Annotated in this window: 20 protein-coding genes; 12 read left to right on the top strand and 8 right to left on the bottom strand. The window is 61.8% G+C overall.

Going from position 1 to position 26,922, the window contains the following annotated elements; genetic code table 11:
• Positions 1-42: 42 nt before the first annotated feature.
• The 3 genes from lolA to lrp all read right to left on the bottom strand — a co-directional run bounded on the left by lolA (position 43) and on the right by lrp (position 5,124).
• On the bottom strand, positions 43-654 hold the full coding sequence (gene lolA, locus ACJ8J1_RS14655) for an outer membrane lipoprotein chaperone LolA (protein ID WP_033642555.1): 612 nt from the start codon (positions 652-654) through the stop codon (positions 43-45).
• A 198-nt stretch (positions 655-852) separates the two neighbouring features.
• Entirely contained in the window at positions 853-4,509 is a 3,657-nt protein-coding gene (locus ACJ8J1_RS14650) for a DNA translocase FtsK 4TM domain-containing protein (protein ID WP_033642553.1), read from the bottom strand.
• A 120-nt stretch (positions 4,510-4,629) separates the two neighbouring features.
• Complete coding sequence (gene lrp, locus ACJ8J1_RS14645; protein ID WP_004928318.1) at positions 4,630-5,124, bottom strand: leucine-responsive transcriptional regulator Lrp; 495 nt, start codon at positions 5,122-5,124, stop codon at positions 4,630-4,632.
• Positions 5,125-5,179: 55 nt separating this feature from the next.
• Here lrp and ACJ8J1_RS14640 point away from each other — a divergent pair, with 55 nt between their 5' ends.
• The 6 genes from ACJ8J1_RS14640 to infA all read left to right on the top strand — a co-directional run bounded on the left by ACJ8J1_RS14640 (position 5,180) and on the right by infA (position 11,578).
• Entirely contained in the window at positions 5,180-5,620 is a 441-nt protein-coding gene (locus ACJ8J1_RS14640; RefSeq protein ID WP_129993320.1) for a hypothetical protein, read from the top strand.
• A gap of 158 nt (positions 5,621-5,778) precedes the next feature.
• Positions 5,779-6,750, top strand: a complete 972-nt coding sequence (gene trxB, locus ACJ8J1_RS14635; protein ID WP_019454557.1) for a thioredoxin-disulfide reductase — start codon at positions 5,779-5,781, stop codon at positions 6,748-6,750.
• Between the two features lie 240 nt (positions 6,751-6,990).
• Positions 6,991-8,757 carry a heme ABC transporter permease/ATP-binding protein CydD gene (gene cydD / locus ACJ8J1_RS14630; RefSeq protein ID WP_033642552.1) on the top strand — a complete coding sequence of 589 codons (1,767 nt, stop codon included), beginning with the start codon at positions 6,991-6,993 and terminating at the stop codon, positions 8,755-8,757.
• A 2-nt stretch (positions 8,758-8,759) separates the two neighbouring features.
• Positions 8,760-10,499, top strand: coding sequence for a heme ABC transporter ATP-binding protein/permease CydC (gene cydC / locus ACJ8J1_RS14625; protein ID WP_033642551.1), 1,740 nt, complete (start codon positions 8,760-8,762; stop codon positions 10,497-10,499).
• A gap of 29 nt (positions 10,500-10,528) precedes the next feature.
• A complete protein-coding gene (aat, locus tag ACJ8J1_RS14620) occupies positions 10,529-11,254 on the top strand; it encodes a leucyl/phenylalanyl-tRNA--protein transferase (protein WP_033642550.1) in 726 nt (241 codons plus the stop codon).
• A 105-nt stretch (positions 11,255-11,359) separates the two neighbouring features.
• A complete protein-coding gene (gene infA, locus ACJ8J1_RS14615; protein WP_002211347.1) occupies positions 11,360-11,578 on the top strand; it encodes a translation initiation factor IF-1 in 219 nt (72 codons plus the stop codon).
• Between the two features lie 205 nt (positions 11,579-11,783).
• Here infA and clpA read toward each other — a convergent pair whose 3' ends face one another.
• Together clpA and clpS are read right to left on the bottom strand one after the other, a co-directional pair.
• The gene (clpA, locus tag ACJ8J1_RS14610; RefSeq protein WP_025302261.1) at positions 11,784-14,063 is read right to left on the bottom strand and encodes an ATP-dependent Clp protease ATP-binding subunit ClpA; all 2,280 of its coding nucleotides are present in this window, start codon (positions 14,061-14,063) and stop codon (positions 11,784-11,786) included.
• A gap of 27 nt (positions 14,064-14,090) precedes the next feature.
• Positions 14,091-14,411, bottom strand: a complete 321-nt coding sequence (gene clpS, locus ACJ8J1_RS14605; RefSeq protein WP_004928347.1) for an ATP-dependent Clp protease adapter ClpS — start codon at positions 14,409-14,411, stop codon at positions 14,091-14,093.
• A gap of 355 nt (positions 14,412-14,766) precedes the next feature.
• On the opposite strand from clpS, the gene cspD reads away from it, so the two are divergent.
• Positions 14,767-14,988, top strand: a complete 222-nt coding sequence (cspD, locus tag ACJ8J1_RS14600) for a cold shock-like protein CspD (protein ID WP_004928349.1) — start codon at positions 14,767-14,769, stop codon at positions 14,986-14,988.
• Between the two features lie 87 nt (positions 14,989-15,075).
• Here cspD and macB read toward each other — a convergent pair whose 3' ends face one another.
• On the bottom strand, positions 15,076-17,022 hold the full coding sequence (gene macB, locus ACJ8J1_RS14595; RefSeq protein ID WP_033642549.1) for a macrolide ABC transporter ATP-binding protein/permease MacB: 1,947 nt from the start codon (positions 17,020-17,022) through the stop codon (positions 15,076-15,078).
• Positions 17,022-18,137, bottom strand: coding sequence for a macrolide transporter subunit MacA (gene macA / locus ACJ8J1_RS14590; RefSeq protein ID WP_033642548.1), 1,116 nt, complete (start codon positions 18,135-18,137; stop codon positions 17,022-17,024). Before macA ends, macB begins: the two co-directional genes overlap by 1 nt.
• Before the next feature lie 194 nt (positions 18,138-18,331).
• Between macA and ACJ8J1_RS14585 the strand changes: the two genes are divergently transcribed.
• Complete coding sequence (locus tag ACJ8J1_RS14585) at positions 18,332-19,285, top strand: VirK/YbjX family protein (RefSeq protein ID WP_033642547.1); 954 nt, start codon at positions 18,332-18,334, stop codon at positions 19,283-19,285.
• A gap of 14 nt (positions 19,286-19,299) precedes the next feature.
• Here the strand turns inward: ACJ8J1_RS14585 and ACJ8J1_RS14580 are convergent, their stop codons facing one another.
• A complete protein-coding gene (locus tag ACJ8J1_RS14580) occupies positions 19,300-20,958 on the bottom strand; it encodes an ATP-dependent endonuclease (protein ID WP_033642546.1) in 1,659 nt (552 codons plus the stop codon).
• 187 nt (positions 20,959-21,145) lie between these two features.
• On the opposite strand from ACJ8J1_RS14580, the gene ACJ8J1_RS14575 reads away from it, so the two are divergent.
• The 4 genes from ACJ8J1_RS14575 (at position 21,146) to poxB (ending at position 26,850) form a co-directional block, all read left to right on the top strand.
• Positions 21,146-22,042 (top strand): lysine exporter LysO family protein, encoded by an 897-nt coding sequence (locus ACJ8J1_RS14575; RefSeq protein ID WP_033642544.1) that lies wholly within the window; start codon positions 21,146-21,148, stop codon positions 22,040-22,042.
• Positions 22,043-22,223: 181 nt separating this feature from the next.
• A complete protein-coding gene (hcp, locus tag ACJ8J1_RS14570) occupies positions 22,224-23,873 on the top strand; it encodes a hydroxylamine reductase (RefSeq protein ID WP_033642543.1) in 1,650 nt (549 codons plus the stop codon).
• Positions 23,874-23,928: 55 nt separating this feature from the next.
• Entirely contained in the window at positions 23,929-24,930 is a 1,002-nt protein-coding gene (gene hcr, locus ACJ8J1_RS14565; RefSeq protein WP_033642542.1) for an NADH oxidoreductase, read from the top strand.
• A 198-nt stretch (positions 24,931-25,128) separates the two neighbouring features.
• A complete protein-coding gene (gene poxB / locus ACJ8J1_RS14560; protein WP_033642541.1) occupies positions 25,129-26,850 on the top strand; it encodes a ubiquinone-dependent pyruvate dehydrogenase in 1,722 nt (573 codons plus the stop codon).
• Positions 26,851-26,922 lie beyond the last annotated feature (72 nt).

The raw sequence follows: 26,922 nt of genomic DNA, 5'->3' as shown, positions 1-26,922 counted from the left end.
TTCTGGGAAAAATCGAGCGACAGATTATTACTCACTTGCACCTCACTGGCGCTGGTCGTCCAGCGTCACCCCCTTCGGCGGGGTAAATTTGAATTTGGCCGGATCGGCGGTGACGTTCTGCTGGCTTTTCAGCGTATAAGCGCTGCGCTGGCCGTCCTGCTCCACCGCGGCGAAGCTGCGGATGGTGCCGCTGTTGGTCACGCTGATGGCGAACTGCTTCAGGTTGCCGCTGGCGGATTTCGGCGTCAGCTCGAAATCATCGCCCTTTTGCTTCACATTGTACTGCTTCCAGTCGCTGGCATTGTTGCGGGTGATCAGCATAAACGGCGTATTGCCGGTGGCGTTCTTCAGCCAGGTCGCCGTCACCTGCTCAACGAACGGGTTATAGAACCACAGGGTTTGGCCATCGGAGACCAGCACGCTCTCATCGGGTGACGTCATGTGCCAGTTGAACAGGTTCGGCCGCTTCACCCATAGCTCGCCTTCACCCTGTTGCACCGCGGCGCCGTCGGCGCTGGTCACGGTTTGCGAGAAGCTGGCGTGGAAACTGTTCACCTTCGCCAGGCGACTTTGCAGATCCTGTGCGGCGTCGGCCAGCACGGAGGTAGAAGCGAATCCCGAAAGCAGACAGCAGGCAACTAACAGTTTTTTCATTATTCCAGATACCTTATGAAATGCGTTAACCGCAAGGCGGCGCCGTGCGGGTCAAATCAACCCTTTACCCCGTTACTTTACCCGAAGCCGGTGAACGGCCGGTAGGCCAATGTTCCGAGAAGAAACGGGTTTACGCTTCTTTGCACAAGGGCCGCTTAAGCGGCCCTTTCTTATTGAGTTGCAATGGCTAAACGACCATCAATCGTGCCGCGGCGGCGCCAGCACCTCGCGGTTGCCGTTGTGCCCCTGCTCGCTGACGATGCCCTGCGCTTCCATCTGTTCGATGATGCGCGCGGCGCGGTTATAGCCGATGCGGAACTGGCGCTGTACGCCGGAGATGGAGGCGCGGCGTTTATCCACCACGAAATCCACCGCCTGATCAAACAGCGGATCCAGCTCTTCGTCACCGTCCATACCGCCGCCGGCACCGCCCTCGCCGTCTTCACCGCCGCTGAGAATGCCCTCTTTATATTGGGGCCGCTCGCGCGCTTTCCAATCCTTGACCACCGCGTGCACTTCCTGATCGCGCACGAATGCACCATGTACGCGCACCGGGATCGAGGAGTTCGGCGCCAGATAAAGCATATCACCCATGCCCAGCAAGGACTCGGCGCCCCCCTGATCGAGGATGGTGCGGGAGTCGATCTTGCTCGACACGGTAAAGGCGATACGCGTCGGGATGTTGGCCTTGATCAGGCCGGTGATCACATCCACCGACGGACGCTGGGTCGCCAGCACCAGGTGGATGCCCGCCGCACGCGCTTTTTGCGCCAGACGGGCGATCAGCTCTTCGACCTTCTTGCCGACCGTCATGATCAGATCGGCGAATTCGTCGACCATCACCACGATGTACGGCTCTTTCTCCAGCACCGGCGGCGTGATGTCCATGCTGTCGGTCGGTTTCCAGAACGGATCCGGGATCGGACGCCCCATCGCTTCGGCCTGATCGACGCGTTCGTTGTAGCCGGCCAGGTTACGCACGCCCAGAGCTGACATCAGCTTATAGCGGCGTTCCATTTCGCCCACGCACCAGCGCAGCGCATTGGCGGCGTCTTTCATGTCGGTGACCACGTCGGTCAACAGGTGCGGAATGCCTTCGTAAACCGACAGTTCCAGCATTTTCGGGTCAATCATGATAAAGCGCACTTCTTTCGGCGTGGCCTTATACAGGATGCTCAGGATCATGGCGTTGACCCCGACCGATTTACCGGAGCCGGTGGTACCGGCGACCAGCAAGTGCGGCATTTTGCCCAGATCGGCCACCACCGGCTCGCCGGAGATGTCTTTACCCAATACGATGGACAGCGGCGACGGGTTGTCGCGGAAGGCCGGGCAATCCAGCACCTCGCGCAGGTATACCGTTTGCCGCTTGGCGTTCGGCAGCTCCAGACCGACATAAGGCTTACCGGGGATCACTTCCACCACGCGCACCGCCGAAGTCGACAGCGAGCGCGCCAGATCGCGCGACAGGTTGGAAATGCGCGCCGCTTTAACGCCCGGCGCCAGATCCAGCTCGAAGCGGGTGATGACCGGCCCCGGCAGGATGTCCACCACGTCGGCTTTCACGCGATAATCGGCCAGGCTGGCCTCCACCAGGCGCGCTTTCTGTTCCAGCGCGAAGGAATCGACCGGCTCCACTTCTTTCGGCGCTTCGGTCAGCAGATCCAGCGTCGGCAGAGGCGTGGTCGGTTTCTGCAGCGGCTGATCGTTGCGCATCAGGAACGGGTGAATCAAGCTGTCCATCGCCGGATGCTGCTCGGCCTGAGGTTGCTGAGGCTGCTGCACCTGCGGCTGTTGCTGCGGCTGCTGATGCTGATATTGCTGCTGCGACGGCTGCTGATACGGTTGTTGCTGCGGCTGCTGGTATTGTTGAGGCTGAGGGTGCGATTGCTGAGGTTGAGCAGCCGGCGCCGCAGGCTCAAACTGGCCGAACGGCACGTCGTCCTCTTGTTCGCTTTCCAGTTCAATGCGCTCTTCAAGCTGCGGCGACAGCGTGAACATCGGCTCGCTCGGACCATCGTCCACCAGATCCGCCATCGGCGAGAAGCTGAAAGCATTGCGGGTATCGACCGGACTGGCGGCCGGCGCCTGCGGGGCCGGTTCTTGCTGGCCGTAGCGTGCCTGCTGCTGCTCGGCGAATGCCTGACGCAGCGCGGCCTCTTGCCGCGCCGCTTCGTCGTCCTGCTGGTCTTCGCCGTAACGCTGGCTCTGTTGCTCGGCGAACGCTTTGCTCAGCTCAGCCTCCTGCTGAGCCTGTTCATCATCCTGCTCCGACGCGTAGCTTTCGCCGTAGCGCTGGCTTTGCTGCTCGGCGAACGCCTGGCGCAGCGCGGCTTCTTGCAGCGCCTCTTCTTCCTGCGGGTTCGCCGCCGTCAGCTGTTGAGGCTCCGCCTCTGTCTGGCGCTGTTCCTGTTCGGCCGCACGCTGCGAAGGCAGCTTGATGCCGTAGGAAGCCAGCTCACGACGGGTCGGGATGCGCACCGGGTTCGGCCGCGGCAGCTCAGGGCCGATGCCCTGCTTAACCTGCGGATTGCCGTCGCTGGTCGCCGTGAAGGCCGGCATAAAGGTCGCCGCCGCAACGCCCGCAGCAGCGGCTGCCGCCGTATCCGGCTGCGGTTTGGCGCCGGTGGCGCTGAAACCGCTCGAACTGCCGATGTCAACGCTGTCACGCTGTGCGGCGGTAAAATCAAAGGGAGAACGCGCCGGCGGCTGCGGCGCGGCCGGCTCTTGCCAGTTGCCAAGGCGCGGCTCATCGTCATCCTGATAAGGATCGACAGGACGCGTCGCCTTAGGCGCAGGCGTTTCTTCCGGGATCTCGAAGGAATACAGCGGCGGCGTAGCGTCTTGCGCCGGCGCACTTACCGGGTGCTGATTGACCGAGGCCGGCGCGGCCGGCGCCACCGTTACCGACGGCGCCTGAGCGGCGATCGGTGCAGCGACGGGCTCGTGGATCTCTGCCTTCACCGTCGGTGCAGGCGAAGCCACCGGCGCGCTGGGTGCGGCTTCTGCTTCAAGCTCACCATCGTCGGCGCGCAGGCCGCTGAGCAACGGATCGGTGGCGTCTTCCGCCGCCGCTTTGGCGCTTTCGGTAACCGAAGGCGCGGAGAACAGCACGTCGTCATCGGCGGCCGCTGCTCCGGCGGCGGTCGCGGCAACCGCTGCGGCGGCACCCTTCCCTGCCTGCTCAGGCTCGTCGTCAACGTAACGCTCGTCATCTTCGAAATAGCGCTCTTCGCGGCGTGAGCGATTGGTCATCACCGTCGCAACGCCCAACACCGCCCCGCCGATCTTCTCGGCGATCACCAGCCAGGACCAGCCGGTAAACAGCGTCAACCCCGCCGCCCATACGCACAGCAGCGCCAGCGTAGCGCCGATGCCGTTGAACCACGGCAACATGGCGTTGCTCAGCAGGCTGCCGATCACGCCGCCGGAGGCGAAGTAATAGAGATCGTCAACGTTCAGCGCCGCCAACCCACAGGAGGTGAGCACTAACGCCAGGGTGCCGATCAGGCGCAGGGAAAGCGCGAAATAGTCGATGTAGTCTCTGTTGCTGCGTTGGCGATAAGCCGCCCAGCACAGGACCAGCATGATCGGCGGTATCGCGTAGGCGAGCACCCCGAAGGTGAAGAACAGCGTATCGGCCAACCAGGCCCCGACACCGCCGCCCAGATTGTGAATCGGCTCATGCCACGCGGTCTGCGACCAGCTTGGGTCAGACGGGTTGAAACTGACCAGCGCAGCCATGAGGTAAACGGCAAAAATCGCTACCACGATAAGCACAGCTTCCAGCAAACGCCGGCCACTGCTGAGTCTTTTCAGGGTAACTTCTTTATCTTCTGTATATTCCTGGCTCAAGAAAGGCTCTCCAGGTTCCTGTTAGCTGACATAGCAACAGCGCCGAGAAACTGCCCCGGCGCCGAAACTGTATGAATAAACAGGAGTGTAACCAATTTAATCAGGTTTTGCACCTGCACCTTACCGTGTTTTGATAACCAGACGGTTACTCTGTTTCACTTCTTCCATCACTACGTAGGTACGGGTGTCGTTAACCCCCGGCAAACGCAGCAAGGTTTCGCCCAGCAATTTGCGGTAAGCCGACATGTCCGGTACGCGGGTTTTCAACAGGTAGTCGAAATCGCCGGAAACCAGATGACACTCCTGAATCTCTTCAAGCTTCTGCACTGCCGAGTTGAATTGCTCAAACACATCCGGCGCGCCGCGGTTCAACGTGATCTCCACGAAAACCAGCAGGGACGCATCCAGATAATGCGGGTTCAGCAATGCGGTATAGCCATGAATGAAACCCTGGCGCTCGAGACGGCGCACGCGTTCCAAACATGGTGTCGGGGATAACCCCACGCGCTTCGAAAGCTCGACGTTCGAAATACGCCCATCCTTCTGCAGCTCATTCAGGATGTTGCGGTCGATACGGTCAAGATCTTTACCCGGGCGTTTCTTGTTGTCTGCCATTATTATTGTCTCTCTTATTTTCTTCCGTGCACTTGCCACACCCTAGCCAACGTCAATGTGTAAGGGTTCGTTCCAAGCGAAGACCCGATGCCTGTCATGTGCTTCTTCACTACCATCATTCCACGCCGCGCAGCCTGTCTGTCCAACTCCGCGCAGCGCCGGCAACGATGTTTCGGTCGAGAAAAAATCAGCAAACGCTTGCGCGCCCTGCTCCGCACTCCCGCTGCGTATCGTCGCCTTGCGGCGCAAATACGTACGATTTGCTGGTGTTACGGGGATAATTTCTTCTTCCTATGATGTTTTCGCAAATGCGCAGCGGATTGTCAAAGTAAAAGAAGCAAAATCAGAACAACGTACCGTCATGAAAAGTCTGCATCCCATTTTTGATTATGAATCGCTGGCTGATAAACCCCGGTCGGGAGCGGCGGAAGCCGCAGAGTGCGCCGTTTTTGCACGGTTGGCGATTCGCTGGCCGAATGCGGCTTTGATAAGTTAAATTTCTGCGTTCGACGACCGATTTACCGACAACGGATGCATTAATAGGCGACAACTATCATACAAATCGTTAACAACGTCGCCCGGCGCTTTTTTTACTGCGCCATTTTCCCTACAATCGGCTTCATTGTCCGCCATTGTGGAATAAAGAGGTTATTCATGGGCACGGCTAAACATAGCAAATTACTGATTCTGGGTTCCGGCCCGGCCGGTTACACCGCCGCCGTCTACGCGGCGCGCGCCAACCTGAACCCGGTGCTGATCACCGGTCTGGAACAAGGCGGCCAGCTGACCACCACCACCGAAGTGGAAAACTGGCCCGGCGACGCCGAAGGCCTGACCGGCCCGGCGTTGATGGAGCGCATGCGCGAGCACGCGGAGAAGTTCCAGACTGAAATCGTCTTCGACCACATCAACAGCGTCGATCTGCAGCAGCGTCCGTTCCGCCTGTTCGGCGACAGCGGTGAATACAGCTGCGACGCGCTGATCATCGCGACCGGCGCCTCCGCCCGCTATCTTGGCCTGCCTTCCGAAGACGCGTTCAAGGGCAAAGGCGTTTCCGCCTGCGCAACCTGCGACGGTTTCTTCTACCGCAACCAGAAAGTCGCGGTGGTCGGCGGCGGCAATACCGCCGTTGAAGAAGCGCTGTACCTGTCAAACATCGCCGCCGAGGTTCACCTGATCCACCGTCGCGACAGCTTCCGTTCGGAGAAAATCCTGATCGACCGGCTGATGGAAAAAGTGAAGAGCGGCAACATCGTGCTGCACACCGACCATACGCTGGACGAAGTGCTGGGCGATGAAATGGGCGTGACCGGCGTGCGTATCCGCAGCACCAAAGCGGAAAACGAAACCCGTGAGCTGGAACTGGCCGGCGTGTTCATCGCCATCGGCCACAGCCCGAACACCGGCATCTTCGGCGGTCAGCTGGAGCTGGAAAACGGCTACATCAAGGTGCAGTCCGGCATTCACGGCAATGCGACCCAAACCACTATCCCCGGCGTCTTCGCCGCGGGCGACGTGATGGATCACATCTACCGTCAGGCGATCACCTCCGCCGGCACCGGCTGCATGGCGGCGCTGGACGCAGAGCGTTATCTGGACGGCATCGCCGGCGCAGAAGTCTGCTAAGACGTTTTCATCATCGGCAAAAAGCGGCTCTCGAGCCGCTTTTTTTGTTTCTGGGCTCAGCAATCTCTCTCTCCCATCTGTTATAGCCATATTTGCCCGCTTTATTCTTTTCAGTCTGCTGGGTCACGAGGTAACATGAGGCCTCGCTTGTTTGTCGCCGATTGCGCCAAACACTATTATTTAACAGTACGTTAACCCAGCCCGTAACAAACGGGCGCCGGCGACGCAGACGCATATCTGATGAAAAAAACCAGACAGCAACAGTTAACCCGTTGGCTTAAAACCCAGAGTTCGTTAGCGCAGCGTTGGCTGCGCCTTTCCATGCTGTTGGGGTTGTTCAGCGGCCTGCTGATCGTGGCGCAGGCGTGGCTGCTGGCCAGCCTGCTGCACGCCCTGATCATCGAACACACCCCGCGTGAGCAACTGATCCCTTCGTTTATCTGGTTGGCCGTCGCGTTCGCGCTGCGGGCGCTGCTGAGCTGGCTGCGGGAACGGGTCGGTTTTCTGTGTGGGCAGGTGATCCGCCAGCGCATGCGCCGGCAGGTGCTGGATAAGCTGCAGCAGCTCGGGCCGGCCTGGATCCAGGGCAAACCGGCGGGCAGTTGGGCCAGCATCATCGTCGAGCAGATCGAGGATATGCAGGATTATTACTCGCGCTATCTGCCGCAGATGTATCTGGCGGTGTTTATCCCACTGCTGATCTTGATCGCCGTCTTCCCGATCAACTGGGCCGCCGGTTTGATTCTGTTGGCGACCGCGCCGCTCATCCCGCTGTTTATGGCGCTGGTGGGCATGGGGGCCGCCGACGCCAACCGCCGCAACTTTGTGGCGCTGGCGCGATTGAGCGGTAACTTCCTCGACCGCCTGCGCGGCCTGGACACCCTGCGGCTATTCGACCGCGCGCAGGCCGAAACCGCGCAGATCGCCAAATCCTCCGAAGACTTCCGCAGCCGCACCATGGAAGTGCTGCGCATGGCCTTCCTCTCCTCCGGCGTGCTGGAGTTCTTCGCGTCGATCTCCATCGCCGTAGTGGCGGTGTATTTCGGCTTTTCTTACCTCGGCGAACTCAACTTCGGCAGCTATGGCCTCGGCGTAACGCTGTTTTCCGGTTTTCTGGTGCTGATTCTGGCGCCGGAGTTCTTCCAACCGCTGCGCGATCTCGGCACCTTCTATCACGCCAAGGCGCAGGCGGTCGGCGCGGCGGAAGCGCTGGAAACCTTCCTCAGCGCCGAAGGCGAGCAGATGGGCAACGGCACGCGGAAGTTGCCCGCCGATCAATCGCTGACGCTACAGGCGAACGAATTGGAAATTCTGTCGCCGAACGGCGTGTTGCTGGCCGGGCCGCTGAGTTTCACCCTGCAACCGCAGCAGCGCGTGGCGCTGGTCGGGCTGAGCGGCGCCGGCAAAAGTTCGCTGCTCAATCTGCTGCTCGGCTTCCTGCCCTACCGTGGATCGTTGACCGTCAACGGCATCGAACTGCGTGACCTGTCCGCAGAGAACTGGAGGCAGCAGCTGAGCTGGGTCGGGCAAAACCCGCACCTGCCGGCGCAAACCTTGCGCGCCAATATCCTGCTGGGCTGCCCGCAGGCCGATGAAACGCAGCTGCAGCAGGCGGTGGAACACGCCTACGTCAGCGAGCTGTTGCCGTATCTGCCGCAGGGGCTCGACACCGAAGTGGGCGATAACGCCGCCCGCCTGTCGGTCGGCCAGGCGCAGCGCGTGGCGGTCGCCCGGGCGCTGATCGGCCCGCGCCGCTTGCTGCTGCTCGATGAACCGGCCGCCAGCCTCGATGCCCATAGCGAACAACGGGTGATGCAGGCGTTGAATGCCGCTTCGCATCAACAAACCACCCTGCTGGTGACGCATCAGCTGGAAGATACCGAAGACTACGATCAGATTTGGGTGATGGATAACGGGCGTATCGTGCAACAGGGCGATTACGCCACCCTCAGCGCCCAACCGGGCCTGTTCGCCACTCTGATCGCCCACCGCCGCGGGGAGCTTTAATCATGCGCGTGTTGCTGCCGTTTTTGGCGTTGTATCGCCGCCATAGCCTGCTGATTAGCCTGGGCATCATTTTGGCGATCGTCACCCTGCTGGCCAGCATCGGCCTGCTGGCGCTCTCCGGCTGGTTCCTGGCCGCCTCTTCGCTGGCCGGATTGGCGGGCCTGCTAACCTTCAACTACATGCTGCCCGCCGCCGGCGTGCGCGGCGCGGCGATCTTCCGCACCGCCGGGCGCTACGCCGAGCGCGTGGTCAGCCACGACGCCACCTTCCGCGTGCTGTCGCACCTGCGGGTGTTCACCTTCAGCAAGATCCTGCCGCTGACGCCGGGCGGCATCGCCCGTTTCCGCCAGGCCGACCTGCTCAACCGCCTGGTGGCGGACGTGGACACGCTGGATCATCTTTATCTGCGGGTGATCTCGCCGCTGATCAGCGCGGCGGTGGTGATCCTGGTCGTCACTTACGGCCTGAGCTGGCTGGATCCTGTGCTCGCCCTGACGCTGGGCGGCATTCTGCTGCTGTTGCTGCTGCTGGTGCCGCCGGTGTTCTATCGCGCCGGCAAACCGATCGGCGGCCAACTCACCGCGCTGCGCGGCCAATACCGCACCGACCTGACCGCCTGGCTGCAGGGGCAGGCGGAACTGGTGGTGTTCGGCGCCGTCAACGACTTCCGCCAGACGCTGAACGCCACCGAACAGCGGTGGCAACGCCGCCAGTGGCAGCAGGCCTCGCTGAGCGGCAAGGCGCAGGCGCTGATGATCCTCGCCAGCGGGCTGACGGTGACGCTGCTGCTGTGGCTGACCGCCGCGGGCATCGGCGGCGATACCCAACCCGGCGCGTTGATCGCGCTGTTTGTCTTCGCCGCGCTGGCGTCGTTCGAAGCGCTGATGCCGGTGGCCGGCGCCTTCCAGCATCTCGGTCAGGTGATCGCCTCCGCCACGCGGGTCAAACAGATCATCGATCGCCAACCGGAAGTCACCTTCCCTGCCGCTGGCCCGGCCGTTGCCGATCGGGCGCAGCTCAGCCTGCAGCAGCTGAGTTTCACCTACCCCGATCAGCCGCAGCCGGTGCTGCGCGACGTCACGCTTGAGGTGGCGGCCGGCGAACACATCGCCTTGCTCGGCCGCACCGGCTGCGGCAAGTCCACCCTGCTGCAGCTGCTGACCCGCGCCTGGCGCACCGACGGCGGCAAAATTCTGCTCAACGGCGAACCGCTGGAGGATTATGATGAAACCACGCTGCGCCGAATGACCACGGTCGTCAGCCAGCGAGTGCATATCTTCAGCGATACGCTGCGGGAAAACCTGCGGCTGGCCGCACCGGATGCCGACGACGCTCGTTTGAGTGACGTCCTGCAGCAGGTGGGGCTCGGCAAATTGCTGGCCGGCGACGGCGGACTGAACGCCTGGCTCGGCGAAGGCGGCCGGCAGCTGTCCGGCGGCGAACAGCGCCGGCTGGGCATCGCCCGCGCGCTGCTGCATCCGGCCCCGCTGCTGCTGCTTGACGAACCGACCGAAGGGCTGGACGCCGAAACCGAGCAGCAGATCCTGGCGCTGCTGCGCCGGCATTGTCAGGGCAAGACGCTGATTCTGGTGACGCACCGCCTGTACGGCCTGGAACATCTCGACCGCATTTGCGTGATGGACGACGGCCGGATTGTCGAACAGGGCAATCACGCGGCCCTGATGCGCCAGCAGGGCCGCTATGCCCGCTTTCGCAACCGTATCAGCAACCTGGCGCCTTAATCGGCCCGTAGAGGACGCAGAGACCCTGTATGCGCATCGTTAAACTCTCCCCGCAGTCGCTGGCGTTTCCCTCGCCTGAGGGCGCCCTGCGCGATCCCAATGGCCTGCTGGCGATCGGCGGCGACCTCACGGCGCCGCGGCTGCTGGCGGCCTATGAGCGCGGCATCTTCCCCTGGTATTCGCCGGGAGAGGCCATCCTGTGGTGGTCGCCCGATCCGCGTGCGGTGCTGTTCCCGGCCGAGTTTCATCTTAACCGCAGCCTGAAACGCTTTCTGCGCCACGATCCGTTTCGCATCACGCTCAATCACGACTTCGCCGCGGTGATCGCCGCCTGCGCCCACCGGCCGGATGAAGGCACCTGGATCGGCCCGGAGGTGCAGCGCGCCTATCAGCATCTGCATCGCCTCGGCTACGCGCACTCGGTGGAGGTCTGGCAGGATGATCAACTGGTTGGCGGCATGTACGGCGTGGCGCAGGGCGCGTTGTTCTGCGGCGAATCGATGTTCAGCCGCGTCACCAACGCCTCAAAATGCGCATTGATGGCCTTTTGCCGCCATTTTGCCGCTTATGGCGGGGAATTGATTGACTGCCAGGTGCTGAACGCTCACACTGCCCGCCTTGGCGCGCGTGAAATTCCGCGCCGTCAATTCTTGCAGCAGCTCAGCACCCTTCAACGGCGGCCTTTGGCACCGGCGTGCTGGGCGCCGCAAGTCATATCCCCACAGCCGGTTGAACCGCCCTATCCAGTAAACTAATTGATGGAAACGGTGCAATGTTCACCGACACATCTTTACATAATGGGGGTTTTTCGGCATTATCTTGCCGGTTAAAAACTAAGGTAGTTAGACCTAGAGGATTCGATGGCCAAAGAAGACAATATTGAAATGCAGGGCACCGTTCTTGATACGCTGCCCAACACCATGTTCCGCGTTGAATTGGAAAACGGGCACGTGGTAACCGCACACATCTCCGGTAAAATGCGTAAAAACTATATCCGCATCCTGACGGGCGACAAAGTCACTGTAGAGCTGACCCCGTACGACCTGAGCAAAGGCCGCATTGTCTTCCGTAGCCGTTAATCGGCTCACCGCGCGCCACACGCTGGCGGCATCGAGGATGTAATCCCTCGGGAGCCCTTTCCGTTTACCCCCGCAGCGACGTTAAACAACGGGTTGCAGGTGCGCAGGTAAACTGAGAGGGCTCACTCGTTTCTGTTGTACGGTGAATCTCACCCATAAAAAAAGCGATGCCGAAGCATCGCTTTTTCTTTGCCTGCAGGCAGCCTTAGTGCACCGCGCCCTCGTCCGCCTTGCGCTTGGCGGCGCTGAGGAAGTGGTAAGTCAGCTGTTTCTTGTCCTTGTCCAGCTCGACCTTCACGGAACCGCCGTCCACCAGCGAACCGAACAGCAATTCGTTGGCCAACGGTTTCTTCAGGTTTTCCTGCATGACGCGCGCCATCGGACGAGCGCCCATCGCACGGTCGTAGCCCTTCACCGACAGCCAGTCGCGCGCTTCGTCGCTCACTTCCAGCGAGACGCCCTTCGCATCCAGCTGCGCCTGCAGTTCGACGATAAACTTGTCGACCACCTGCTGGATCACCTCGGTAGACAGATGGTTGAACCAGATGATGTTGTCCAGACGGTTGCGGAATTCCGGCGTAAACACCTTCTTGATCTCTTCCATCGCGTCGGTGCTGTTGTCCTGCTGCACCAGGCCGATCGACTTGCGTTCGGTTTCCCGCACACCGGCGTTGGTGGTCATCACCAGGATCACATTGCGGAAGTCCGCCTTGCGGCCGTTGTTGTCGGTCAGCGTACCGTTGTCCATCACCTGCAGCAGCAGGTTGAACACGTCCGGGTGCGCCTTCTCGATCTCATCGAGCAGCACCACCGCATGCGGATGCTTGATCACCGCATCGGTCAGCAGCCCGCCCTGATCGTAACCGACGTAGCCCGGAGGCGCGCCGATCAGACGGCTGACGGTATGCCGCTCCATGTACTCGGACATGTCGAAACGCAGCAGCTCGATATCCATCGCCTTGGCCAGCTGTACGGTGACCTCGGTTTTCCCGACCCCGGTCGGCCCGGCGAACAGGAAGGAGCCGACCGGCTTGCGCTCGTGGCCCAGACCGGCGCGGCTCATCTTGATCGCTTCCGTCAACGCTTCGATCGCCTGATCCTGGCCGAATACCAGCATCTTCAAGCGATCGCCCAGGTTTCTCAGCACGTCGCGATCGCTGGCCGACACCGTTTTCTCCGGGATGCGAGCGATACGCGCCACCACGGATTCGATATCGGCCACGTTGACGGTTTTCTTGCGCTTGCTGGCCGGCATCAACCGGCTGCGGGCGCCCGCCTCGTCGATCACGTCGATCGCCTTGTCCGGCAGATGGCGATCGTTAATGTATTTCACCGACAGCTCCACCGCGGCGCGGATCGCCTTGGCGGTATAACGCACGTCGTGGTGCGCTTCATACTTGGTCTTCAGGCCGTTGATGATCTGAACGGTCTCTTCCGCCGTCGGTTCGGTGATATCGATCTTCTGGAAACGGCGCGCCAGAGCGCGATCCTTTTCGAAGATGTTGCTGAACTCCTGGTAGGTGGTCGAGCCGATCACCCGGATCTTGCCGCTCGACAGCAGCGGTTTGATCAGGTTGGCGGCATCCACTTGCCCGCCGGAAGCCGCACCGGCGCCGATGATGGTGTGAATTTCATCGATGAACAGGATGCTGTTCTGATCCTGTTCCAGCTGCTTGAGCAGCGCCTTGAAGCGTTTCTCGAAGTCGCCGCGGTATTTGGTGCCGGCCAGCAGTGAACCGATATCCAGCGAATACAGCGTGCAGTCCGCCATCACTTCCGGCACGTCGCCCTGCACGATACGCCAGGCCAGGCCTTCGGCGATGGCGGTCTTGCCCACGCCGGATTCGCCGACCAGCAGCGGGTTGTTTTTACGACGACGGCACAGCACCTGAATCGCGCGCTCCAGCTCACGATCGCGGCCGATCAGCGGATCGATGCCGCCCACACGGGCCAACTGATTGAGGTTGGTGGTGAAGTTTTCCATACGGTCTTCCCCTCCGGACTGCTCTTCGTTCACCGGGTTTTCCGCATTCGGCGCTTGGCCCGGCTCGTCTTTACGCGTGCCATGTGAAATGAAGTTCACCACGTCGAGACGGCTGACGTCGTGCTTGCGCAGCAGATAGGCCGCCTGCGATTCCTGCTCGCTGAAAATAGCCACCAACACGTTGGCGCCGGACACTTCGCTGCGGCCGGAGGATTGCACATGGAAGACCGCGCGCTGCAGCACGCGCTGGAAGCTGAGCGTCGGCTGAGTGTCGCGCTCTTCTTCGCCGGCGGGCAGCGTCGGTGTGGTTTGTTCGATGAAGGCTTCCAGCTCCTGGCGCAACGCGGCCAGATCCACCGTACATGCCTCAAGCGCTTCTCGCGCGGCAGGGTTGCTCAGCAACGCCAGCAACAGGTGCTCCACGGTCATAAACTCGTGTCTGTGCTCACGCGCCCTGGCGAAAGCCATGTTGAGACTGAGTTCCAGTTCTTGATTGAGCATAAGCACCTCCCCAATAGATTGCCTTATTCAGGCTTTTTCCAGCGTACAAAGCAACGGATGCTCGTTCTCCCTTGCGTACCGGTTCACATGGACGACTTTGGTTTCCGCCACCTCGGCGGTAAAAACACCACAGATCGCCTTGCCTTGATAGTGGACCGTGAGCATCAGTTGCGTTGCGCGTTCAATATCATAAGAAAAGAACTTTTGCAGAACGTCAATCACAAATTCCATCGGTGTGTAATCGTCGTTGTTAAGTATAACTTTATACATAGACGGCGGTTTTACCGCATCGATTTGTTTTTCTTCGGCCAAGTGTTCAAAGTTTAGCCAATCGTTGTTATTGCCCATCGCTGCTCATCTTCTCTGCTCTGCCCTCTGATATGGGGACAGGTTTCGGTTATTCAAAGTGGGGATAGTTACTATTTTATCATCTTCGGCATCGTCCCGCCGCACTGTAACGTGCGCAAAAAAACGGGCCAATTGTGACTGAATCGTGGCAATAGCGTTACCTGCTTCAAACTTTGGTGAACTGCTCCCCGCCGACAAAAGCCGATCCCTTGACGCCCCGATCATTTGCTCTAGAGTGTAAATTCGTGGCTGGTGGTCTTTTAACCACCCCTTGTCCACCCTGCTACTCGCCCACGGCGAGTGCGAAATCAGTTATTCATCTCACTTAAAATAGCGTTGCGAGGGATGTAAAAGCATGGAGACGGGTACTGTTAAATGGTTTAACAACGCCAAAGGTTTTGGCTTCATCTGCCCAGCCGGCGGCGGCGAAGATATTTTCGCGCATTATTCCACAATCAAGATGGATGGTTACAGAACGTTGAAGGCGGGCCAGCAGGTCAGCTTTGACGTGCATCAAGGGCCCAAAGGCAACCATGCCAGTCTTATTGTGCCAGTGGAAAGCGAGGCGCTGTCCTAAACGCTTCCGGCAGCGTCGCGCTGCACTGACTCTGACTGCGATAAAAATGCCAGCCGCCGTGTGACTGGCATTTTTTATGCCTGTGACTTACTCGCGCGCCAGCGCATCGATCGGATTCAGCCGCGCGGCATTGCGCGCCGGCAGATAGCCGAACACCACGCCGATGCCGGTGGAACAGAGGAACGCGCTCAGCAACGCCGCCGGCGGGAAACTGATCTGCCAACCCGGCAACACCAGCTGCACCGCCAAACCGATAGCGAACGACAACGTAATCCCCAGCGCGCCCCCCACCAGGCAGACCAAGACCGCCTCGATCAGAAACTGCTGCAACACATCGCCGGAACGCGCGCCCACCGCCATGCGGATGCCGATCTCACGCGTGCGCTCGGTCACCGACACCAGCATGATGTTCATCACGCCGATGCCGCCCACCACCAGCGAAATCACCGCCACCAGCGTCAGGAACAGCTGCAGCGTGCGAGTAGTTTTCTCCGCAGTTTGCACCAGGCTGTCCATGTTATAGGTGAAGAAGTCCTTTTTGCCGTGGCGCAACGTCAGCAGACGCGACAGCTGTTGTTCCGCTTCCTTGCTGTCGTAGCCGTCGCGGATGCGCACGGTGATCGAATCGAAATAGCTGTTGCCCATCAGCCGGTTGGCCATGGTGCTGTACGGCACCCACACGTTCAGCGTCTTGCTGCTGCCGAACATCGACTGCTTCTCTTTAGCCACGCCGACCACCGTCGCCGGCATGTTGCCCACCAGGATCACCTCGCCCACCACGTTTTTTTGGTGCGGGAACAGCCGCCGTTGGGTATTGGCGTCGATCACCACCGTCTGCGCCTGTGACTGCACCTGCATCGGGTCGATGCCGACGCCCTGGGTAAAGCTCATGCCGTACACGCGGAAGAACTGCTCGCTGACGCCGTTGACGTTGGCCGCCGCGTCGACGTTACCCAGCCGCAACCGCATGCTGCTGCTGATGCTCGGCGACAGCGCGCTGATGTACGGCTGTTCGCGCAGCGCGTCGAGATCGCCGTATTTCAACGATTGCCGGTAGGTCGGATCGTCGTCGCCGAAGTCCTTGCCGGGGTAGATATCGACGGTGTTGGTGCCGATCGATTTGATGTCCGCCAGCACCATCTGCTTGGCGGCGTCACCGATCACCAGGATCGATACCACCGAGGCGATGCCGATAATGATGCCGAGCATGGTCAGCGCGGTGCGCATCTTGTTGGCCGCCATCGCGCGCCAGGCCATGACCAGCGCTTCGCGAAAGCGGCCGCCCATCTGCCGCCAGGAAGGCGCCGCGGCGGCCAGCGTCAGCGGCTTGGCCTGGGCATCCTCCGACGGCGCCGGACGGGAGTCGGCGATGATTTCGCCGTCGCGGATCTCGATGATCCGTTCAGCCTGACGCGCCACCGCCGGATCGTGAGTCACCAGGATCACCGTGTGGCCCTGGGCGCACAACTGTTTGAGGATCGCCATCACCTCTTCGCCGGAATGGCTGTCGAGCGCGCCGGTCGGCTCATCCGCCAGGATCACCTGCCCGCCGTTCATCAGCGCGCGGGCGATACTGACGCGCTGCTGCTGGCCGCCGGAAAGCTGGCTCGGCCGATAGTTGACGCGCTCCCCCAGCCCCAGACGGCGCAACAGCGCCTCCGCCCGTTCGCGCCGCGCCGCTTTGCCCAGCCCGGCGTACACCGCTGGCACCTCGACGTTATGCGCCGCGCTCAGGTGAGGCAGCAGATGATAACGCTGAAAGATAAAGCCGAAATGCTCGCGCCGCAGCTGCGCCAGCGCATCGTCGCTCAGCGTCGCCACGTCCTGGCCGGCCACCCGATAGACGCCGGCGCTCGGCTTGTCCAGGCAGCCGAGAATGTTCATCAGCGTCGATTTGCCGGAGCCGGAAGCCCCCATGATCGCCACCATTTCACCGGCGTCGATGCTCAGACTGATCCCCTTCAGCACCTCCACCGTCTGCTCGCCGGAACGGTAGCTGCGGCGAATGCCGTTCAGCTGCAACAGCGCCGCCATCAGCCGGCCTCCACGCCGCCGCGGCTGACGATCACCTCATCGCCCGCCTCGAGCCCGCTGAGGATCTGCACATCGATATTGTTGCGCAGGCCGATGGCCACCTCACGCTTCTCTTCCTTGCCCTGTTTCAGCACCGAAACGTGGTAGCGATTGTCGGCGATCTGATCGCCCAGCGCCGCCAGCGGGATCACCAGCGCCTGCTGGACGCCGGCCAGTTGAATGTGCACCTGCGCCGTCATTTGCAAGCGCAGCAGCCTTTCCGGGTTGGGCACTTCGAAACGCGCGTAATAGAAGATGGCGTTGTTGACCTTTTCCGGCGTCGGCTGAATGTCTTTCAGCACGCCGTCGAAGCGCCGGGTCGGATCGCCCAGCACCGTGAACCAGGCCTTCTGACCCGGCTTGAGGTTAATGACGTCGGCCTCCGAGACCTGCGCCTTCACCAGCATGGTGCCGAGATCCGCCAGCGTCAGAATGTTCGGCGCCTGTTGCGCCGCGATCACCGTCTGGCCCTGCAGCGTGGTGATCTGCACCACGTCGCCATCCATCGGCGCTTCGATGCGGGTATAGGCCAAATTGATCTTGGCGGTATCCAGGCTGGCCTGGTTGCGGGCGATCTGCGCATTGATGGTGCCTACCTGCGCCTTCTTCACCGCCAGCTGCGTCGCCGCCTGATCCAGATCCTGACGCGATACCGCCTGCAGTTTGGCCAGCGCCTGGTTGCGCTGCAGCGTAACCGCCGCCAGCTGCTGTTCCGCCTGCGCCTGCAGCAGCTGCGCATGCAGCTCGCGCAGCGTCGCCTCGCCTTCACGGATGCTGTTCTGCGCCTGTTGCGGATCGATAACCCCCAGCAACTGACCTTTTTTCACCTTGTCGCCGATCTCGACATACAGCTTTTCCAACTGCCCGCTGACCTGCGCGCCGACGTCAACCTTGCGCACTGCGTCCAGCTGGCCGGTCGCCAACACGTTCTGCTGCAGATCGCGCTTGGTGACCTTTACCGTTTTGAAATCGGTCGGCGCCGGATGGCGGAAGTGCCAAACGGCCGCCGCGGCAATCGCCGCAATCACCGCCAGTGCGAGTATCCAGCGGCGTTTATGTCCTTTAAACCCTGTCAAAATTGACCTGCCTGTGCTTGTGAATATCGACCGCCCATTGCGGCGGCGGAGCTAAATTAGCACGCACCGTAGGGAATAACTAAACCTTAGCTCAACACAATGTGGAGACACGCTTGGTTACAGTTCGGCATTGAACTCCCGTTTAGTGAAGCCTTGATGAAATAGCGCCATTCAACACAGCCAAGGATTTCATCATGTCACAGCTCAGCTACCCACTCGCCTCCGCCCGGCCGCTTAACGGCTGGCAACTGATGACGGCGCTGATCAATGGCGAAAAGGCACCGAGCAACGCCTGGAAAAAAACCTCGTTTCGCCTGAAGTTTCTCGGCCGTTCGCTGCTCAACTGGCGCACCACCAGCGGCCTGCTCAGCACCCTGGCCAGCAATCCGCTGCTGGAGGAGATCCTGAGCGCACAGCCGAACCTGCCGTGCAAACTGCATCGTCCCTACCTGGCGGCCAACATGAGCAAGATCGAATGCCTGTTCGCCCTGCGCGATCATTACGATCTCATCGTACAGCGCATGCCGCTGAAGATGCGCCTCGGCCACCTCGGCCCGCACGCCTTCGTGCTGGCCAGCGCGATGGGCAAGAACGAAGCGCCGATCACGCTGGAGCTGGCGGCGATCGACAAACTGAATAAGGAAGGGGAAGCCACGCTGCTGCTGCGCAACGCCAACGGCGTGATGCTGGCGGAGATCACCTTTGCGCTGATGCATTATCAGCAGCAGCCGACGTTGTTCATCGGCGGCCTGCAGGGCGCGAACCATGACGTGCCGCACGCCGAGATCCAGCACACCACCAAAGAGTGTCACGGCCTGTTCCCTAAACGGCTGGTGCTGGAAGGCATCTGCACGCTGGCGCGGCACCTCGGCATCCGCCAGATTGTGGCGGTCGGCAACGCCACCCATATCTATCAAAACTGGCGTTACCAGAGTAAGAAGAAGGACAAACTGCACGCCGATTACGATCAGTTCTGGCTGTCGATGGGCGCCAAACCGCTCGACAGCGGCTATTTCCTGCTGCCCGAACGCATCGCCCGCAAGCCGATCGAAGAGATCGCCAGCAAGAAGCGCGCCGAGTATCGCCGCCGCTATCAGCTGCTGGACGAGCTGGAACAGGGATTGGCGGCGCACTTCTGCGCCCGATAACACCCGGCGGGCCGTCAGTCCGCCCGGCCGCGCGCCAGCCAGATCACCCGTGAGAACATTTTCTTCAGCAGCGGCGGCACCGAGTCCGTGCCCCATTCGCCGGCCTGCATCGCGACCTCGATCGCCAGATCCGGCTTCGAAGAGTGGTGGACCGCTTTCAGGATCACCTTGCGCACCGGCATCTGCGCGTTGAGCGGCACCGACGCCATCCGGTGATAAACCGGGCCGAACCCTTCGCGGAACATGAAGTGCTCCATGTCCGGCGCCGGCAGCGCGGTCAGCCGATCGCGCTCGTTGTCTTCATGATTGTCCAGCAGGCTGCGCACGGTATTGGCGTACTTTTTGCCCGCCTCGTCGCCGTCCACCAGCGCATGCCACTCGATGCCCATGCGGCGGGCAAAGCGCAGCAGCGGCTTCAGGCCGCACTGGGCGAATTCGATGACCCTCACCCCTTCCGCCTCGAAATGGTAGCCGCACTGGCGCGCCAGCTCGTTCAGCAGCCACACTTCGGTCTCGCCTTCCACCAGCAGCCAGCAGCGAGCGAACAGCGACGACGGCCGGTTGAAACGGATGTGAAACGCGATGCGCCGCCCGTCTTCGGCGCTCAACCCGCGCGGCCCGAGACGGTAGGTCGCGACGCGGCCCGACTCGCGCACCAGCCGGCACACGTGCTCCACCGGCACCAGCGACACCAGTTCGCTGGAGTTGGTGGTGGTGATGCGCTGCAGCGGCAGCTGATTGAGCAGCCCCCAGGCCACCGAGAGCATGATCGGATGCAGGCGAGTTTCCGGGTCTTCCACCAGCAGCAGCGGCCGGGCGTGCGGATCCAGCTTGACGTCGCCCTTGGCCTGCAGCAGGGTGGAAAACATGCCCAGCAGGATCAGACGCATGCTGCGGCTGTTCGGCTCGGCGACCATGCGGTTGATGCCGTCCAGCGCGCGCCAGGCGTCCTGCTCCGGTTCACCGCCGCGGCGGCGCGGCCGCGCCACCTGCGAGCTCTGCTCGGCAAAGTAGTGCTCGAGCAACTGCTGCATCGCCGCCAGCCCCTGACGCAGCTCGCCGTTGGTCAGCTTCTGCGGATTGCGCACCAGCTCGCGCGTCAGCTGATCCAGCTGCTGCGCCAACGCCTGGGTATCGGGTTTGCGTTCATCGCCGAGGCTGCTGGGGCGCAGGCGGCGAATAAAGCGCGCGTCGCGCAGGCGCAAAACCGGGTGGATGCGGATGATGGCGTGGGCCAGCTGTTCGATATGGTGCAGTTGAAAGGCGTTGCCGTCGGCGTCGAGAAAACCGCGCCAGGTGCACACCGTGCCGTCATCGGCCAGCTCGCCCTCGCAGCGGTAGTGAATGCGGCTCAGGCCGTCTTCCCCCTTGACCCACAACGGCGTCAGATGGCGGTAGCGCGGCAGGTGCGCGTGGCCGATGTCTTTCTCGCAGAAGGTGAATACCACCTGCAGGTGGCGCTCTTTGGCCGCCTCCTCACCGGGGGGAAAATGGAAGTCGTGCGCTTCAAATCGATACAGTTTCTGCTCCGGCGCCAGCAGCAGCGTCAGCGCATCCAGCAGGCTGGATTTACCCCAGGCGTTTTCGCCGAGCAACAACGTGTTATCGTCCAGCATCAGGGACAGCCGATTAATACCGCGAAAACCTACAATTTCGATACGCTCCAAGAACATCCGCCGCCTCCCGTGCGCGCCGTCGCCTCTTCAATGAGGCGACTTTCACAGAGCATGGTCAAAAAACCCCTTGCAGGTCAAGCGGCCAGCGTCAAATCTGCCGCTTTACTCCGGCCGGGCTTTTGGTTAGCGTGTGCTCCTCGCCGCCGTTCGTCGCGCATCAAAACTCAAGGACACTCGTTGCACCATGTACTCAGGACTGTTGATTATTCTGTTACCGTTGATTGTCGGTTACCTCATTCCCTTACGCCATCGCCCGCTGCTGGTGCTGATCAACCGCCTGCTGAGCTGGATGGTGTATGTGATCCTGTTTTTCATGGGCATCAGCCTGGCGTTTATGGAGAATCTCAGCAGCAATCTGATGCTGATCTTCCAGTACAGCGCAGCGTTCTTCTTCTGCATTCTCTGCGCCAATCTGCTGTTGCTGGCGCTGCTGGAGCGGCGCATGCCGTGGCGCAGCAGCCATAAACAGGAAAAGCTGCCTTCGCGCGTGCATATGGCGCTGGAGTCGCTCAAGCTGTGCGGCGTGGTGCTCGGCGGCTTCCTGCTCGGCCTGACGCAGTGGCAATGGCTGCAGTTCGCCCATAAAGGCAGCGAATATGCGCTGATCTTCCTGCTGTTGCTGGTCGGCATTCAGCTGCGCAACAGCGGCATGACGCTGCGCCAGATCGTGCTCAACCGCCGCGGCACGCTGGTGGCGCTGGCGGTGGTCGTCGCGTCTCTGGCCGGCGGCGCGCTGGCGGCGCAGCTGCTGGGGCTGCCGGTCAAGGCCGGGCTGGCGATGGCCTCTGGCTTCGGCTGGTACTCGCTGTCCGGCATTCTGATCACCGACGCCTACGGCCCGGTGATGGGCAGCGCCGCGTTCTTCAACGATCTGGCACGCGAGCTGGTGGCGATCATGCTGATCCCGACGCTGGTGCGCCGCAGCCGCTCCACCGCCCTCGGCCTGTGCGGCGCCACCTCGATGGACTTCACCCTGCCGGTGCTGCAGCGCAGCGGCGGACTGGACATGGTGCCGCCCGCCATCGTGCACGGCTTCCTGCTGAGCCTGCTGGCGCCGGTGCTGATCGCCCTGTTCTCCTGATCCTTTCCCCTTGGGGGCCACCCGGCCCCCAAAGGGTAATAATTCCCATCCGCACGGCAAAATTGCGCTAAATCAAACTTGCCCGCAGTAGTCGCACAAAAGCCTTTTGCAACCCCGATCGCCGATCTATGCTTTTAAACAAGCATTATAAATGCAACTTTAAAAATAAAAGGAAGCGACTATGTTCTGTGTGCAATGTGAACAAACCATTCGAACCCCGGCAGGCAACGGCTGCGCGTATGCTCAGGGCATGTGCGGCAAAACGGCGGAAACCTCCGATCTGCAGGATCTGCTGGTGGCGGCGCTGCAGGGCCTCTCCGCCTGGGCGCTGCAGGCGCGTTCGCTGGGCATCGTCGACCACGAAATCGACAGCTTCGCCCCGCGCGCCTTCTTCTCCACCCTGACCAACGTCAACTTCGATTCCCAGCGCATCATCGGTTACGCGCGGGAAACCCTGCTGCTGCGCGACTCGCTGGCCGCCCGTTGCCGGCTGCTGGATGCCGGCGTGCGCGTCGATCACCCGATGGCGGCGCTGCAGCTGGCCGGCGACGATATGCCTGCGCTGCTGCAGCAGGCGGTGCAGTTTGCCCTCGACAGCGACAAGGCCGAGGTCGGCGACGACGTCCACGGGTTGCGCCTGCTGTGTCTGTATGGCCTGAAAGGCGCGGCGGCCTATATGGAACACGCGCACGTGCTCGGCCAGTTCGACGAACAGCTTTATGCCGACTACCACGCTTTCATGGCCTGGCTCGGCACCCGGCCGCGCGACGTCGATACCCTGCTGAACAACGCCATGGGCATCGGCAAGATGAACTTCAACGTGATGGCGATCCTCGATCGCGGTGAGACCCAGGCCTACGGCGATCCGCAGCCCAGCGCGGTCAACGTGCGCCCGGTGGCCGGGAAAGCCATTCTGATTTCCGGCCACGATCTCAAAGATCTGCGCATGCTGCTCGAGCAAACCGAAGGGCAAAACGTCAACGTCTACACCCACGGTGAAATGCTGCCGGCGCACGGCTATCCGGAACTGAAAAAATTCAAGCACCTGGTGGGCAACTACGGCAGCGGCTGGCAAAACCAGCAGACGGAATTCGCCAAATTCCCTGGCCCGATCGTGATGACCTCCAACTGCATCATCGATCCTAACGTCGGCAACTACGGCGATCGCATCTGGACCCGCAGCATCGTCGGCTGGCCGGGCGTCAACCATCTGGAAGGCGACGACTTCGGCGCCGTGATCCGCCAGGCGCAGGGCATGAACGGCTTCCCTTACACCGAGATTGAGCACCTGATCACCGTCGGCTTCGGCCGCCAGACGCTGCTGAACGCCGCCGACACGGTTATCGACCTGGTGTCGCAGAAAAAACTGCGCCACGTCTTCCTGGTCGGCGGCTGCGACGGCAGCCGCGACGAGCGCAGCTACTTCACCGACTTCGCCCGCAGCGTGCCGCAAGACTGCCTGATCATGACGCTGGCCTGCGGCAAATACCGTTTCAACAAACTGGATTTCGGCACGCTGGAAGGGCTGCCGCGCCTGTTGGACGTCGGCCAGTGCAACGACGCTTACTCCGCCATCATGCTGGCGGTCAAGCTGGCGGATACGCTCGGCTGCAGCGTCAACGAGCTGCCGCTCAGCCTGGTGCTGTCGTGGTTTGAACAGAAGGCGATCGTCATTCTGTTGACGCTGCTGTCGCTGGGGGTGAAAAACATCGTCACCGGCCCGACCGCGCCGGGCTTCCTGACCGACAACCTGATGGCGATCCTCAACGAGAAATTCGGCCTGCGTCCGATCACCACCGTCGAGCAGGATATCGCCGCGCTGCTCGCCTGATGCCGTTACGTTATGGGGCCGCCTGCGCCGGCCCCTTTGCTTTTTGAGGTGCCCGATGACTCAACCCACTCCGCTTTGCCCGAACCGCATGCAGGTGCATTCCATCCGGCGTGAAACCGCCGACGTCTGGACGCTGAACCTGATCTGCGACGTTTTCTATCCTTACCAGGCCGGCCAGTTCGCGCTGGTCAGCATTCGCAACAGCGAGGAGACGCTGCGCGCCTATACGCTCTCCTCCTCGCCTGGCCAGAGCCGCTTTCTCAGCATCAGCGTGCGCTGCCTGCCGGACGGCGTCGGATCGCGCTGGCTGACGCAAGAGGTCAAGCCCGGCAACACGCTGTGGCTGTCCGACGCGCAGGGCGAATTCTGCTGCGAACGCCACCCGGCCGATCGTTATCTGATGCTGGCGGCCGGCTGCGGCGTGACGCCGATCGTCTCGATGTGCCGCTGGCTGACCGCCAACCGTCCAACCTGTGATATCGCCGCGATCGTTAACGTGCGCACGCCCGCCGACACGATTTTCGCCGATCAGTGGCGCGCGCTGTGCGCCGCCCATCCGCAGCTGCGCCTGACGCTGATGGCCGAGCAGGATCTGCAACCCGGCTACCTCAGCGGCCGCATCGATGAACAGACGCTGCGGCAGGCGGCGCCGGACATCGCCGAACGCACGGTAATGACCTGCGGCCCCGCGCCCTACATGGATCAGGTGGAGCTGCTTTGTCGCCGGCTCGGCGTGCCGGCCGAGCGTTTCCATAAGGAGCAGTTCCACACGCCGACGGCACAGGCTGACGCAACCGAAGGGCTGACGCTGCGCGCCGCCCGCCCGCTGCGCGAATTCCGCGTGCCGGTCGGCAGCACCCTGCTGGCAGCGATGGAGGCCAATGCCCTGCCGGTCAACGCCGCCTGCCGCGCCGGAGTATGCGGCTCGTGCAAAACCCGCCTCCTCGAGGGCGACTACACCACCACCAGCACCATGACGTTGAGCGAGGAAGAGGTAGCGCAGGGCTACGTGCTGGCCTGCAGTTGCCAGCTGCAGGGAGACGTCACGCTGGCGTGATCCCTGGCCCCATCGCCGCGATGGGGCATTTATCGGCAAGTTCCGCGTGGCCAGCCCGGTTACACTTTTCCCCGTCCTACGCTCTTTACCCTTCCTGACCGCATCTCGTCCACAGCCGGTAAGCTATGCTTGCAGTTGCTCTGCTGCCACTCACCGGATCGAGTCCACATCGTTTTTCAAACCATGTTTGGGGGAACCATGAAGCAAACCGTAGCCACACTGATCGCCAAAACGCTGGATCAAGCCGGCGTAAAACGCATTTGGGGCGTGACCGGCGATTCGCTCAACGGCCTCAGCGACAGCCTGCACCGCATGGGCACCATCGAATGGCTGGGCACCCGCCATGAAGAGGTGGCCGCCTTCGCCGCCGGCGCCGAAGCCCAGCTCACCGGCCAGTTGGCGGTGTGCGCCGGTTCCTGCGGCCCCGGCAACCTGCATCTGATCAACGGCCTGTTCGACTGCCACCGCAACCATGTGCCGGTGCTGGCGATCGCCGCGCACATCCCTTCCAGCGAAATCGGCAGCGGCTACTTCCAGGAAACCCATCCGCAGGAGCTGTTCCGCGAATGCAGCCACTATTGCGAACTGGTCTCCAACCCGGAACAGCTGCCGCGCGTGCTGGAGATCGCCATGCGCAAGGCGATCCTCAACCGCGGCGTCTCGGTGGTCGTCTTGCCGGGCGACGTGGCGCTGCGCATGGCGCCGGAAGACGCGACCCTGACCTGGCATACCCCGGCGCTGCCGCTGGTGCAGCCACCGATGAGCGAGTTGAACAAGCTGGCGGAAACGCTGAACAAGGCGAAGAACATCACCCTGATGTGCGGCAGCGGCTGCGCCGGCGCGCACGATGAAGTGGTCAAGCTGGCCGAGCTGCTGCAGGCGCCGGTGGTGCACGCGCTGCGCGGTAAGGAGCATATCGAATGGGACAACCCCTACAGCGTCGGCATGACCGGGCTGATCGGTTTCTCCTCCGGCTACCACGCGATGATGAACGCCGACACGCTGGTGCTGCTCGGCACCCAGTTCCCCTATCGCGCGTTCTACCCCACCAACGCCAACATCATTCAGATCGACATCAATCCCGGCAGCATCGGCGCGCACTGCCCGGTCAATATGGCGCTGGTGGGCGATATCCACACCACCCTCACCGCCCTTCTGCCGCAGCTGGAGCCGAAGCGCGACCGGACGTTCCTCGACAAGGCGCTGGAGCATTATCGCAACGCGCGCAAGGATCTCGACGGGCTGGCGACCGCCGGCGACGACCAACCGATCCACCCGCAGTATCTGGCGCAGCAGCTCAGCCACTATGCCAGCGACGACGCCATCTTCACCTGCGACGTCGGCACGCCGACGGTGTGGGCCGCCCGCTACGTGAAAATGAACGGCAAGCGCCGCCTGCTCGGTTCGTTCAACCACGGTTCAATGGCCAACGCCATGCCGCAGGCGATCGGCGCTCAGGCCACCGCGCCGGATAAACAGGTGATCGCCATGTGCGGCGACGGCGGCTTCACCATGCTGATGGGCGATTTCCTGTCGCTGGCGCAGCTCAAGCTGCCGGTGAAAATCGTGGTGTTCAACAACAGCGTGCTGGGATTCGTGGCGATGGAGATGAAGGCCGGCGGCTACCTGACCGACGGCACCGATCTGCATAATCCGGACTTCGCGGCGATCGCCAATGCCGCGGGCATCAAGGGCATCCGCGTGGAAAAAGCCTCCGATCTGGACGGCGCGCTGCAGGAGATGTTGGCGCACCCCGGCCCGGCGCTGCTGGACGTGGTCACCGCCAAGCAAGAACTGGCGATGCCGCCGCAGATCAAGTTCGAACAGGCGAAAGGCTTCAGCCTGTACATGCTGCGCGCCATCATCAACGGCCGCGGCGACGAAGTGGTCGAGCTGGCGAAAACCAACTGGCTGCGCTAAGCAAGCTGCCCCGGTGAAATAAAGGGTATATGATGCCATGTACCCTTTTCCTCTCCCTTATATTCCAGGAAC

Origin of the sequence: Serratia sp. CY37869, from assembly GCF_052168895.1 — a bacterium.
In the GTDB taxonomy this organism is placed as follows: Bacteria; Pseudomonadota; Gammaproteobacteria; order Enterobacterales; family Enterobacteriaceae; genus Serratia; species Serratia ureilytica.
This window is presented reverse-complemented; position numbering and strand designations above follow the sequence as displayed.

Coding starts and splice junctions, on each gene's coding strand:
- infA (WP_002211347.1), top strand. CDS start 11,360: ATGGCCAAAGAAGACAATATTGAAATGCAGGGCACCGTTCTTGATACG.
- ACJ8J1_RS14575 (WP_033642544.1), top strand. CDS start 21,146: ATGTACTCAGGACTGTTGATTATTCTGTTACCGTTGATTGTCGGTTAC.
- ACJ8J1_RS14580 (WP_033642546.1), bottom strand. CDS start 20,958: ATGTTCTTGGAGCGTATCGAAATTGTAGGTTTTCGCGGTATTAATCGG.
- ACJ8J1_RS14640 (WP_129993320.1), top strand. CDS start 5,180: ATGTGTAAGGGTTCGTTCCAAGCGAAGACCCGATGCCTGTCATGTGCT.
- lolA (WP_033642555.1), bottom strand. CDS start 654: ATGAAAAAACTGTTAGTTGCCTGCTGTCTGCTTTCGGGATTCGCTTCT.
- poxB (WP_033642541.1), top strand. CDS start 25,129: ATGAAGCAAACCGTAGCCACACTGATCGCCAAAACGCTGGATCAAGCC.
- cspD (WP_004928349.1), top strand. CDS start 14,767: ATGGAGACGGGTACTGTTAAATGGTTTAACAACGCCAAAGGTTTTGGC.
- hcr (WP_033642542.1), top strand. CDS start 23,929: ATGACTCAACCCACTCCGCTTTGCCCGAACCGCATGCAGGTGCATTCC.
- ACJ8J1_RS14585 (WP_033642547.1), top strand. CDS start 18,332: ATGTCACAGCTCAGCTACCCACTCGCCTCCGCCCGGCCGCTTAACGGC.
- trxB (WP_019454557.1), top strand. CDS start 5,779: ATGGGCACGGCTAAACATAGCAAATTACTGATTCTGGGTTCCGGCCCG.
- aat (WP_033642550.1), top strand. CDS start 10,529: ATGCGCATCGTTAAACTCTCCCCGCAGTCGCTGGCGTTTCCCTCGCCT.
- macB (WP_033642549.1), bottom strand. CDS start 17,022: ATGGCGGCGCTGTTGCAGCTGAACGGCATTCGCCGCAGCTACCGTTCC.
- hcp (WP_033642543.1), top strand. CDS start 22,224: ATGTTCTGTGTGCAATGTGAACAAACCATTCGAACCCCGGCAGGCAAC.
- clpA (WP_025302261.1), bottom strand. CDS start 14,063: ATGCTCAATCAAGAACTGGAACTCAGTCTCAACATGGCTTTCGCCAGG.
- clpS (WP_004928347.1), bottom strand. CDS start 14,411: ATGGGCAATAACAACGATTGGCTAAACTTTGAACACTTGGCCGAAGAA.
- cydD (WP_033642552.1), top strand. CDS start 6,991: ATGAAAAAAACCAGACAGCAACAGTTAACCCGTTGGCTTAAAACCCAG.
- cydC (WP_033642551.1), top strand. CDS start 8,760: ATGCGCGTGTTGCTGCCGTTTTTGGCGTTGTATCGCCGCCATAGCCTG.
- lrp (WP_004928318.1), bottom strand. CDS start 5,124: ATGGCAGACAACAAGAAACGCCCGGGTAAAGATCTTGACCGTATCGAC.